This is a genomic window from Mucilaginibacter polytrichastri (assembly GCF_001911425.1).
GTDB classification, from domain to species: domain Bacteria; phylum Bacteroidota; class Bacteroidia; order Sphingobacteriales; family Sphingobacteriaceae; genus Mucilaginibacter; species Mucilaginibacter polytrichastri.
Genome location: NZ_MPPL01000001.1, coordinates 873247 through 885203 on the forward strand (window position 1 = coordinate 873247; position 11957 = coordinate 885203).

Annotated in this window: 8 protein-coding genes and 1 tRNA gene; 4 read left to right on the forward strand and 5 right to left on the reverse strand. The window is 40.5% G+C overall.

Translation table 11 applies throughout. The annotated features are described in order from the left end of the window. Window positions 1–53: 53 nt before the first annotated feature. The 5 genes from RG47T_RS04015 to RG47T_RS04035 form a co-directional block, all read right to left on the reverse strand. Window positions 54–1571, reverse strand: a complete 1518-nt coding sequence (locus tag RG47T_RS04015; RefSeq protein WP_253187490.1) for a RagB/SusD family nutrient uptake outer membrane protein — start codon at window positions 1569–1571, stop codon at window positions 54–56. A 29-nt stretch (window positions 1572–1600) separates the two neighbouring features. Continuing rightward, on the reverse strand, window positions 1601–4882 hold the full coding sequence (locus RG47T_RS04020; protein ID WP_171972468.1) for a SusC/RagA family TonB-linked outer membrane protein: 3282 nt from the start codon (window positions 4880–4882) through the stop codon (window positions 1601–1603). A gap of 185 nt (window positions 4883–5067) precedes the next feature. Beyond that, a complete protein-coding gene (locus RG47T_RS04025) occupies window positions 5068–6012 on the reverse strand; it encodes a FecR family protein (RefSeq protein ID WP_074488237.1) in 945 nt (314 codons plus the stop codon). A gap of 46 nt (window positions 6013–6058) precedes the next feature. After that, on the reverse strand, window positions 6059–6667 hold the full coding sequence (locus RG47T_RS04030) for an RNA polymerase sigma factor (RefSeq protein WP_074488238.1): 609 nt from the start codon (window positions 6665–6667) through the stop codon (window positions 6059–6061). A gap of 312 nt (window positions 6668–6979) precedes the next feature. Next, window positions 6980–7051, reverse strand: a tRNA-Arg gene (locus RG47T_RS04035). Between the two features lie 738 nt (window positions 7052–7789). Between RG47T_RS04035 and RG47T_RS04040 the strand changes: the two genes are divergently transcribed. From RG47T_RS04040 to RG47T_RS04055, 4 genes are all read left to right on the forward strand, one after another. Beyond that, complete coding sequence (locus RG47T_RS04040; RefSeq protein WP_074488239.1) at window positions 7790–9064, forward strand: helix-turn-helix domain-containing protein; 1275 nt, start codon at window positions 7790–7792, stop codon at window positions 9062–9064. 513 nt (window positions 9065–9577) lie between these two features. After that, window positions 9578–10339 (forward strand): hypothetical protein, encoded by a 762-nt coding sequence (locus RG47T_RS04045; protein ID WP_139235616.1) that lies wholly within the window; start codon window positions 9578–9580, stop codon window positions 10337–10339. Window positions 10340–10393: 54 nt separating this feature from the next. Then, complete coding sequence (locus RG47T_RS04050; RefSeq protein WP_139235615.1) at window positions 10394–10987, forward strand: hypothetical protein; 594 nt, start codon at window positions 10394–10396, stop codon at window positions 10985–10987. A gap of 81 nt (window positions 10988–11068) precedes the next feature. Beyond that, window positions 11069–11908 (forward strand): hypothetical protein, encoded by an 840-nt coding sequence (locus RG47T_RS04055; RefSeq protein ID WP_139235614.1) that lies wholly within the window; start codon window positions 11069–11071, stop codon window positions 11906–11908. Window positions 11909–11957: the final 49 nt, after the last annotated feature.

The window sequence follows — 11957 nt, forward strand, 5'->3', positions numbered from 1 at the left end:
CTATTTCAAAATTAAAACCGGGCATTGCCCGGTTTTAAAGGAGTGAATTTAATTTACCAGCCAGCGTTTTGTTTTAGTTGCCCCTGGCTAATCTGGATATCTTTTGGCGGAATTGGCCAAACGTTATCCCTTGCCGGATCGAAGTTACGCGCTTTCCATACAACCGAACCATCTGAACCGTGCAGTGGTTTAGCGTAAGTTGCCTGTGCATCGCCCCAGCGTACCAGGTCGAAGTTACGATCGCTCCACTCACCGGCCAGTTCCACACGGCGTTCGTGTTTCAGGTCGGCCATGGTAGCGCCCGATTTGGGTGCCAAACCTGCCCTTACCCGTACCTGGTTTAAAGCGGCATCGCCATTTTTACCCTGCATGATCTGCGCCTCGGCCTTGATCAGCAGGATCTCGGCATAACGCAATAATGGAACGTTTAAATCGGTTGACGGCTCATCGCCATTAGGACTAATGTGAATGCCACCTGCATAGCTAAACGGCTCCATGTATTTATTAAACTGGTAGCCGGTTAAGCTATTGCTTTTGCCGCCAATTGGGTAAGTATAAGTTTGGCCAAAGTATTGGAATGTATCTCCCTTTTTAAGGATAGTTGCCGCCAGCCTTTGATCACCGGCTTCAAACTCGTCCACCAACTCTTTAGTAGGCTGGTAATAACCAAAACCGTTGTATAAGCCCCAGCCTTTGTTTTCAAGCATAGCTCCCGGTAAAATACTTTGTCCATTTAAGTTACTGGCAACAGACCAAATGTATTCTGAGCTGTAGTTATTGGCAATTTTAAACACACCGGCATAGTTACTTAGTAACGCATGTTTACCACTCAAAATAACGGAGTCGGCATACTTTTCGGCATTTACATAATCCTTGGCATGCAGGTAAGTTTTGGCCAGGTATGCCCAGGCAGCGGTTTTGTGCGCGCGGCCTTTATCGGTTGCCGCAAGCTGATCAAAATAAGGTAATAATGAAGCCGCCTTTTTCAGATCGGCCTCTATGTAAGCATAGTTATCTTTAACCGATGCCAGTTGCGCGGGGAAGGCCAGCGGGTTGGTACGGCTTTGCAAAGGGGCACCTTGTTTGTCACTTCCATACAGATCGGCAATTTCCAGGTGCATCACCGCATGTACAAAATAGGCCTGGCCTAATATGAAATTTTTGGCAGATTGATCCATGTTGATAGCGGGAACGTTGGCTATCACATCGTTTGCCCGTTTCATTACCACAAAATGTAACGACCATGGCGCGTAAATACTACTTTCGTTACCGGTACAAATAAAGTTTTTTATATTTTCCCTATCGGCAGATGTACGGCCAACCACCATATCGTCGCTGGCGTTTATAAACCAAAAGAAACCACGGCCATACAGGTCTTCGCTGTTACTTTGTTTTTCATATAACCCATTAGCCGCCGCCTGGGCATCAGCAGCTGTTTTCCAAAAATTGGTACTGGTTGGTGTGCCGGTAGGTTTAATATTATCTAATGTGCTTTTATTGCAGCTTTGCGCAAGTATAATAACTATTACACCCAGTAAGCCTTTAACTATATTTTTAAATTTCATCTTCATTGTCTTCTTAAATTCTGATTGCGTTTGTATTATAAGCCTACGTTAACACCTATTAAAATGATCCTTGATTGCGGGTATAAACCTAAGTCTACACCGTTTTGGTTAATCCCAACTTCCGGATCAAGGCCCGAATATTTGGTAAATGTGGCCAGGTTTTGCGCGTTGGCAAATACCCTTGCGGTACGTACTCCAATTTTATTAAGCAACGTTTTAGGCAAAGTATAACCAAGGGTTACGTTTTTAATGCGCATATAAGAACCATTTTCCACATAAAAATCAGATACGTTACCAAAATTGCCATTATTGTCACTTGCCGAAAGTCTTGGAATATTAGTATTGGTATGTGTAGGTGTCCATGCGTTTTTAGCATCGGCCAACAGATTGTAGTTTTGGACAGACGCGTTTAAGCCGGTGTATTTAACTGCGTTAAAGATTTTATTGCCGGCTATGCCTTGTAAAAATATGCTCAGATCAAAGTTGCTGTAGCTAAAGTTGGCTGTAAAGCCGTAATTAAATTTAGGGAAAGGCGTACCCAGGTAGGTTTTATCGGCATCATTTAGTTTTCCATCATTATTCAAATCAAGAAATTTAATATCGCCCGGTTTGGCGTTAGGCTGGATAAGCGCACCAGACGCATTTTTATAGTTATTTACCTCATCCTGAGTTTGGAACAAACCGGCGGTTTTGTAACCGAAGAAAGAGTACAGCGGGTAGCCCTGTTGTAACTGAACAGGCACAAGGTTATCCCTCACCGTTGGGGTTGATAAAATTGTTTGCTGGCCTGGTAAAATATCCAGGATCTTGTTTTTTATGAATGAGCCGTTTACTGCAAAATTATAATGCAGCAGGCCTGCATTACCCTGGTATTTAACAGCAAGTTCGATACCCTTGTTCTGGATTTCGCCGCCATTTACAAACGGTGCAGTTGATACACCATAAACTGCTGCTACAGGAGGCTGAAACAAAAAGCGCGTATTTTTTTTCATAAATACATCGCCGGTTACATTAAGCGCACCTTTTAACAAACCGAGGTCGAAACCTATATCTGTTTGCGTGGCTTTTTCCCAGCGTAGGTTTTGATTTGCCAACCCATCAATAGCCGAACCGGTAATTGCTGTAGCCGGGCTGCCTAAATAACCAGCTGTTTTGGTTAAAGATACCGATGTTGGGAAATTTGGCAAACCTGCCAGGTTACCAGATTGGCCGTAACTTGCCCTTAACTTTGCAAAAGATACCAGGCCATTTTGTGAAAAAAACGATTCCTTACTGATCAACCAGCCGGCAGATACGCCAGGGTAAGTTTCTGTACGGTTTTGGCTGCTTAATAACGAGGTAGCATCGCGGCGGATAATGCCATTAATGAAATATTTGCCCTGGTAATCGTAACCAACCCTGCCCAAATAAGATATCAGCGCCGATTCATTTTTGTTGCCTTGCAACGGTACACCTGTAGGATTTAAGGTACCGTTAATGATGTAACGGTATGCAGGATCTTCGCTCAGGTAGTTATCGGTGTTTACACTAAAAAACTCCTGGGTATCGTCCTGGTAAGTATAACCAGCCAATGCGGTAATGTGATGATCGCGACCAAATGTTCTGTCAAAGTTTAGTGTTTGCTCGGCAAGTAAAGTTCTTGAGTTATTTTGTTCCTGGAAAAGGAAGTTATCAAAAAACTTTTTACCGGGCTCCAATACCCTGGTGCTAAAGTTCTTGATGGTCTCCAGGTTTTTAGTGATCCCCAGGTTTGAACGGAATTTTAAACCTTTAAACAAACTTACTTCTATGTAAGGGTTTATGGAAAAGCTGGTAACCGCATCGCTGTTATCCAATCGTTTTAAATAGGCCACCGGGTTTATAACATCACCGTATGAGCCGGCGTATTGGGAAGGTACACCACCAAAACTGCCATCGGCATTGTAAATAGAAGCATTAGGCGGATAAAAGATGCCCGATAAAATTGCACCAGTGTAAGCACTTGTTGTATTGGCACCCTGGCCATTGTTATAGGAGAAAGACATACTCTCGCCCATTTTTAACCAGTCTTTGATCTGATGATCGGAGTTTACCCTAAAGTTGTAACGTACAGCATCTGTATTTAACAGGATAGCGTCGTTTTTACGATAACCACCCGATACATAAAATGTTGATTTATCATTACCACCGCTGATGTTAAGGTTATAATCCTGGATTTTGCCGCTTCTGAACAGGGCATCGGTCCAATTGGTTCTGGTAATGCGCGAATCTGGATTTATGGTAGCATCAAAAGCCGGGAGGCGGGTTTTGCCTGCATTGTCGTAAGCTGTATTAATAGCGTCGGCATACTCAGCTGCATTTAGCGCCTGTAGTATTTTCAGCGCGTTTTGCTGTCCACCTTTAACCGAAATGTCAACATTTGTTTTACCTTGTTTACCACGTTTGGTAGTTATTAAAATTACACCACCCGCAGCCTTGGCACCGTAAATAGCGGCATAAGAGTCTTTAAGTACGTCTATTGATTCAATATCATTAGGATCAATGGGGCCGCCATTGTAAATTGTTCCATCAACTACGGTTAAAGGGCCTTCGTTATTAAAAGAGCTCTGGCCGCGTAACCTGATGCTAGGGCCCGAGGTTGGATCCCCACCTTCATTTAAAACAGTAACACCGGCTATTTGTCCCTGCAGCATTTCGGTAACAGAACCTACAGAACGATCTTTAACGTTTGATACTTTTAACGAACCGACAGCACCCGTTACATCTGATTTTTTTTGTGTACCATAACCAATTACCACAACGGCAGATAGGCCTGTTACATCGGCGCTTAAAGTTATATTGAGCGGCGGATGAGCGGCAGCAACTTCCTGGGTTTTATAGCCAACAAAGGAAAAAACCAATACCTCACCCTGTTCTGCCAACAATTTAAAATCGCCGTTAACATCTGTTGTGGTGCCAACCTGTGTTGTTTTGCTGCGGATAGTAACGCCTGCCAGCGGCCCGTCTTTATCAGACACGGTACCCGTAACCACAATTTTAGCAGGTGCAGGCACTACTTTTTTACGTGAAATAATAATGGTGTTATACTTTTCGCGATATTCCAACAGGGTATTGTTGGTTAACGCGTTCAGTACATCCTTTAGTGGCTTGCCTACAAAATTTCCGGCCTTTACTTTTACTGATGTAACATCATCCAGTTTGTAGTTAAAGGCTACGGAGGTCATCGCCTTTTTTAGTTTTTCGAGCGAAGCATCCATCGTCTCGTCGGCAAATTTTACGGTTACCGGCTGGTCCATTAATGATAATTTTCGCTCGGCCTGTGCCTTTTGTGGCATCATAGTTGCAAAAATTGTTAAGAACAATAAAATTGCGTTCGCTAACTTTCTTGAAATCTGGGTTAAAGATTTTTCCATACATTTGTTTTTGAAGTGATTAGTAACCGCCGGTTTGCTTTTAATTTGGCAGTTACACTTAATGAGCCAGTGCTTGTTAGTAGCAGGCATTGGTTTCTCTTTTATATTTGCTATTTAATATTTACCGTATCGCCGTTTAGCCTGTATTTGCGGCCATCAATAAGCTGTAGTATTTCCAGCACCTGGTTAATGGTTAGCTTGTTTGAAAACCTGACCGAATAGTGCGGTTGTTTATGCTTTTTGCCCGTGCAATTAAAGCTTACGTTGTACCTGTTTTGCAGGTAAACCGCCACTTCTTTAAATTCTACATCATCCAGTATCAAGTCATCATGCATCCAGCTAAGCGCATGATCACCGGTGATAGTTTGTTTCGAAAATTTTTGGGTTTGCCTGTTGTAGGTTAGCTGCTGTTGTGGCGTGTACATACCTAAAGTATGTTTATGATCATGCACTTCAACCTTGCCACTATTTACAAACACCTGTATGTTAGGTAATTCTTTATAAAATTTAATATTAAATGAGGTGCCCAGTACCTGGGTAGTAACACTGCCCGCATGTACCAGGAAAGGTTTGGTAACATCATGCTTAACGTTAAAAAAGGCTTCGCCACTAAGCAAGGTTACTTCTCTTTTGGTTTCGCTGAATTTAACCGGGCAAAGGATAGAACTACCGGCGTTTAACTGTAGCAATGTATTATCGGGCAATAAAACCTTTTTCATACAACCTTTGGGGGCAGTGATAACCTGATAGGCTATGGCATTTACCATTTTTGGAACCGTAAACAACCGGGCGCCAAATATGCCCGCAAAAAGGGTGATCAGGAGCACCGCCGCCACTTTTATCCAGGTAGTATTTAATTTTCTTACGGGCGGTTGGTTAATCGTTTGGCTTTCTATTTGTTGCCACAACGATTGCTTTAACCCTTTTACAGATGGCAAAATCTGCCGATCTTGCTCAAGGTCATTCATTAGGGTTTGCAGTAATGCCAGTTCTTCCTCAGAGCATTTGCCTGCGTTAAATTTATCAAGTAGTTTTTTGAGTTTCTTTTCTTTCACCTAAAAGCTTTTATACTTACTAAGTGACAGCCGGGCGAGGTTTGTACTATAAGAGATTTAAAAAAATTAGCAGCATTAAAAATTCGCGAACGTTGTTGAGTGGGATAACGTTATTATACTGATTAACTATTTTTTTAAGGCGCGCAAGGGCGCTGCTTATCTGGTTACGTACGGTTTGATGAGAGATGCCCAGTTCTGTTGCTATTTGCTGCCCGTTCATATCCTGCTCGCGGCTGCATAAGTATACCTGCCGCATTTTCTCCGGCATATCGGCAATTTCCTGGTTTATTAAGAAACTTAGTTCGGTAAAAGATAGCTTTTGGGCGGTACTATCTTCGGTAACCTGCGGCAGCTCTGTAAAATCGGTTAAGGAAAGTGGCTTTTTGCTTTGCTTTTTATACCACTTAAAAGCCATATAGTTAACAGATACCATGAGGTAAGCTTCCAGCGCTCCGTTTACCTGGATGGTATACCGGTTTTTCCAGACAGAAAGAAACAACTCCTGCACCATATCTGTCGCCTCATCCTCATTTTGCGTTTTTTTAAGGGCGAAAGCGATTAGCTTATCGGCATATCGCTCATAAATTTCTTTGAATGCCCGATGATCGCCGCTTTGTAGTTCCAGTAAAAGTTGAGCATCTGAATATTGTTTCACAGCCTTATTTTATAGGGGACAAAATAACGCGAATGGTGTTAAGTTAAATTTAAGTATATATTAACGCTGTAGAAGTATCTGAAAATAAAAATTTGACATGGTATGCTCCAATTTAGAAAGCACTTAAAAGCTGTTTAAAAACGAAAAATAAAAGTGCTGTGTGTTGAAACCCTCAAAAAATCACATTAAAAAATTTGAAATTTCGAACTATTGATATCAGCAAATCTTTGAATATTATATACTTGATTACAGGAAGTTGAGATATAAAAAAAGCGAGACAAACGACTTAAAATTGCCTTTGTCTCGCTTTTGTGCTCTCGACGAGATTCGAACTCATATCGATGGTACCGGAAACCATAATTCTATCCATTGAACTACGAGAGCATTAGGCCGCAAATATAGAATATTTCCGTGTTTTTATTGAATATAGTGACTAAAAGGACTGCGGTTTCTGTATTTCACTAAGGATAGTTTGTATAGCATTGGATATTAGTCTGAAACCAGGGTAAATGGAATTTAAATATGGAAGATGGGCGGTATAAATAATAATTTGTTTACAAAGAAGTTTTTGGAATGATAGTTAAAGCGGTTATATGCCACCGAAATATACCTTGTAGCAATAGCTATGATACTTTGACGGATATGATTGTATAATTGGTAAAGTGAAGAACTGTGCCAGGATCGAAAACATCATCCACGAAAAACTCATTCTGCAAGTTTTTGATCAATTGGGAGATATAAAAAGTTCACGTTTTGGCATATTTCAAAAGTACCAGTAAGTTTTTTACAAAAAAATTTAGCTGAATTTAGTTTTAAAGAGGTTCTACTATGTCTTCAGCTTCAATAGATTATCCGTTTTTAAGATTCGTCTTTAAAAAGTCAAGCCTTCGATGGTACAACCATAGGTTTTGGAAATTTAAAGATTAGGGGTAAATTGCGGAGAAAACGTAACAAATCATATCAGGCAGCTAGTATCATATATACTTTGGCCGTTTATCCGGTGCCTAACTTTGTCAATTTAATAATAAGTGGTAACAGCAAACATTCATTCCTGCCTTATGGAATACCTTGCGATTTCAGAATGTTATTTTTAATGTACCGGATATTTTTAAGGGGAATTAGATGGTAGATTTCAATAGCTTATTTATTATTGGCGGTGCACTATGCTTTATCTTAACCGGCGTTATTTTGTTTTTTTTTCGCAAACCCCAGCCCGAAGCGTATTTAAGTAAATTGCTGGGTGGGGTTTTGGTAACTGTTGGTTTATCTACAGTTAACTACATATTAATTGTAAGTGGAATGATGAAGCTGATCCCCTGGTGGTATGGTTATGGCATACCACTATATCCATTAATCCCGCCACTTGCTTATCTTTATGTAAGAGGGACTATTTATCGGGAATCCAGGCTTAAAAAACAGGACTATCTGCATTTTATTCCCAATATGGTCTGTCTGTTAGCGATGTTGCCATTCTATTTCGCAGGCAGTGCAGAAAAGATAAAAGCGGTAAATGCCATAACTCAAAATGTCAATTATGTGTACTATTATAAAACAGGTTTAATTCCGCCTATATGGTACTTTATCTGCCGACCATTGCAAAGCCTGGTTTATCAGGTTTTGCAATGCCGGCTGGTTTATCTATTAGCTTTTAGGCCCGGCACCTTAGCTTTAAAAAAACAGCTAAACCCAAAAAAAATAACCAATTGGTTAGTGGGTTTCGTATTATTTCAGGCTGTTATTAATATTGGCGTATCAATATTAACAGTAATTGCTTGCAGTAACCTTTCCCTTCAATTCAATTTTATTGGTACAACAAAAACGCCTATGGTTTGGGAGAGTCTTTTGTTCTTTCTTTTTAGCCTTGTGTTGCTGTTTACGCCCACTATTTTGTATGGCAGCCCGCTTACATACCAGGTGGAATACAACCTTGATGATCATGATGATAATATTCATAAGGATGTTTCTCCACATGGGCCAGGTCTTGATAACCAGTTATTGGTTATGGATAGGGGCGCCGAATTTAGCCAGGAACAACTCGACGAATATAGCCGGCAGATAGAAGGCTATATCACAAGATCTGAAATATTCCGTAAGCAGGGCCTCAGTATTAATGAGCTTGCGGTTGATCTTAAATTACCATCGCGTACGCTTTCACAAGTAATTAATCAGCATTACAATCAGCGTTTTACTGATTATATTAATACCTACCGGATTGCCTATTTTAAGAAATTAGTGGTGCATGGGGATTTCAAAGTATTAACATTAGAAAGTTTAGCCCTGGAGGCTGGCTTTTCGTCGCGAAGTACTTTTTTTTCTGCTTTTAAAAAAAGCACAGGTTTGAACCCGACGGATTATATCAATTCCTTAAAACAGGAAGCTGATAGCACGGTTGGTTAAATCTCCGCGTTTTCCAATACGATTTTCTAGCCAGGTTGACCCTTATGTTTGTGCGATAATGTATTGTTTTTAATAAAGTGGAATCGCATAAACCCGATGTCCGCTAGTTAATTTTATTACTCATAATTAGCTTTATTTAACCAAAAATAAAGTAAGTTGTTTTACCGTTCAAAACCGCCGCGGAAGTTGTCCTAACTTCTGAAAATAGTACATATTTACCCCTTTTACGTAGTTTATTTGATCGCCACAGGGAATACTTTTGCCACCACATCACCCTAATCCCTATGATTAATAAACTAATTAATGATTAACAAACCAACTATAGGTAACACATCAGGCGCTCTATCTCCCAATTATTATTGTACTAATACAAATTATTTAAGAGCAATCCCGGAAAGTATTGCTCCGATCAGTAAGCATCTTAAACTATCGAAATATATTATAGCCTCCATCTTCTTGTTTTTTTGTTTGACTACGGATACTGTTAATGCCCAAAATAATTTTGAGCATGCAATGTCCAACAAAATTGACTCTCTGTTAAAAAGAGGAGTTCCGCCGGATGGGAAGGTTGTACTTTATAGCAACTACGCCCCACTGAGTATCATGTCTCCAACCGGGTTTGGTGGTAGCGGCACCTATGTATACGGCGGCCTGGGTGGCGTTTATCCGGAGTTATATACAAAAAACAAAACTGACCTGGTTGCATTCGGCGGTTTGTCTTTCGGAGACCCGGTAAAGGCCGTCAATGTAGCCATAGGGTTAAACATGACCGATGTTCATGAATTTCGAGATTTCTCAACAAACTTAAATATCAGCCGGCAGTTACCAAGAGGAAACAGCGTTGCCATTGGTACCTTTCAATTGTTCACCAATTCGAAACAAAGTGATACAAAAGGAACAACCTTCTACCTAGTTTTTAGCCACGCCGTGCAGTGGGCACCATCTAAAACACCCGGAGCCTCGGCATTAGCCTATAGCCTTGGCATTGGCAGTGGCCGCTTTTTATACAATAGCCCGGCCGATATAAGAAGAGGTAAAGGAAAATACGCGACTGCTGTTTTCGCTAATATTTCATACGAAATCATTCGGAACGTAAATATTAATACGGAATGGTATGGCACCAACCTTGGTATATCTGCCGGCGTAAGGCCGTTTAGAAATTCCCTTTCATTTTCCGTTGGAGCAGATAATTTAACTAAATACTCGGGCGATCATGCAAGTATGGTATTCATGATCGGGTATCCTTTATCAGTAAAAAGATCAGCCGCAAAATAGGTATTTAACATATTGTAATTGCAGCAATCGGTTTAATTAATATTTACAACATCTATGAGAAATCCTATCACATTTTTATCCCTTATGCTAATTAGTGCAAAACTGGCTGATGCACAAAGCACACATTCTGATTGGCATGTGCCAGCCCCAATCGCGATTAATAATTCCGACTTTAAAGCTACCCAGCAAGCCACCTCCCAAACCGCGCCCGGGTTTAATTTTATTAAACTGCAAGCATCATTTGCAGTTTTGCCTCCAATCCCCCCAGTTGAGCCCTTAAGCATCCCTGCTGATTTGACAAGGCAGACCTATCTGGAGAGTGAAAACAGCACTCGTGTTGTTCAACTGCAAGAAAACCACCTTCAAGAAAATGCAAAAGAGGCACAAATGGTGCATCCCAGCTGCTGCTGTTGTTGCTGCTGCCGCGTTCCGATAGCTGTTCGCAAATCTGCCAATATGCGGCCCAAAAGAAAGATTTTAGCAAGTACGCGTATCAGCCAGCATAAGGCAGGCCAACATCAGCCTTTAAAACCGATGAGTAGTAGAAACGCCATCCTAAAACCGAAAACGGTTAAACACAGGCATGTTAAACGTCGTTTAGTTAGGTATATCAGATATTGTCCGTGTACGTTCGATACCAGCTCGTAGGTTAATAATTAGTCCAAAACCGATGAATAGAAACCATAATAATAAATCTTCAATAAAAGTCCTCAAATCATATCAGATAGCATGAAAAGATTAATAAAAACGCAGCTTAAGCCAATTTTCATAGGGTTGATGTGTTTGGCTTGTTTTAAAACCAACGCACAGCAAAGTAAAATAAGGTTACGCTTTGAAAGCGGTAAGACATATATAAAGGAAATTGTTGTTAAATCATCAGCTCAATTGCAGAATGGGCAAATTACAGTTAGTGTTAATTCACTATCAACCGTTTCAAAAAGTTATAAGGTAGATGCTGGTATAAACGGCAATTTCAATATAACTGTTGTAATAACGAAAATAACAGACTCCATAAGTTCTGGGAAAGATCATTTCTATTTTGATTCAAATAAGCCTGTTGATTCAAGTAGCACACTGGCTTCATCTATTGCTGCTACCGTTGGCAAGCCCTACGTATTTCAGGTTGACAGCAGTGGTATGATAACTTCGGTTAACATAGATAATCCCATACTTAATGCAGATACCGGTTTTAACCTTACAGGCTTCGAGCCGGAAGAGTTATCAGTAGGAAAGAAATTCCCATTAATATCAGACATACGATCCTTAAAGGGCAGTAATGTAGGGCAAAAATGGATATTTCCTACGCTTACTGCCAACGGCGAGATAATGACGGAGTTTTGGCTGCTCAACCGCTCTGAAACAGCAACAACCATGGCTTTTAGTAAAACTATTAACGATCAGGCACTAAATACACATTCAACGGGTAGCTATATTGTTGATAACAATACCGGGATAATTACAGAAAGGAAGATAAAAGACTTTACTTCTGGTTACCAAACATTTCATAACGCGTTATATTTTTCAACACGCAATTCTACAATTACAGAAAACTGCAGTATTGTAAATTAGGTTACGGTGTGTACAGAAAATTTATAATACTGATATGGCTTGTTAATAG

Coding starts and splice junctions, on each gene's coding strand:
- RG47T_RS04015 (WP_253187490.1), bottom strand. CDS start 1,571: ATGAAGATGAAATTTAAAAATATAGTTAAAGGCTTACTGGGTGTAATA.
- RG47T_RS04020 (WP_171972468.1), bottom strand. CDS start 4,882: ATGATGCCACAAAAGGCACAGGCCGAGCGAAAATTATCATTAATGGAC.
- RG47T_RS04040 (WP_074488239.1), top strand. CDS start 7,790: ATGGTAGATTTCAATAGCTTATTTATTATTGGCGGTGCACTATGCTTT.
- RG47T_RS04045 (WP_139235616.1), top strand. CDS start 9,578: ATGTCCAACAAAATTGACTCTCTGTTAAAAAGAGGAGTTCCGCCGGAT.
- RG47T_RS04050 (WP_139235615.1), top strand. CDS start 10,394: ATGAGAAATCCTATCACATTTTTATCCCTTATGCTAATTAGTGCAAAA.
- RG47T_RS04055 (WP_139235614.1), top strand. CDS start 11,069: ATGAAAAGATTAATAAAAACGCAGCTTAAGCCAATTTTCATAGGGTTG.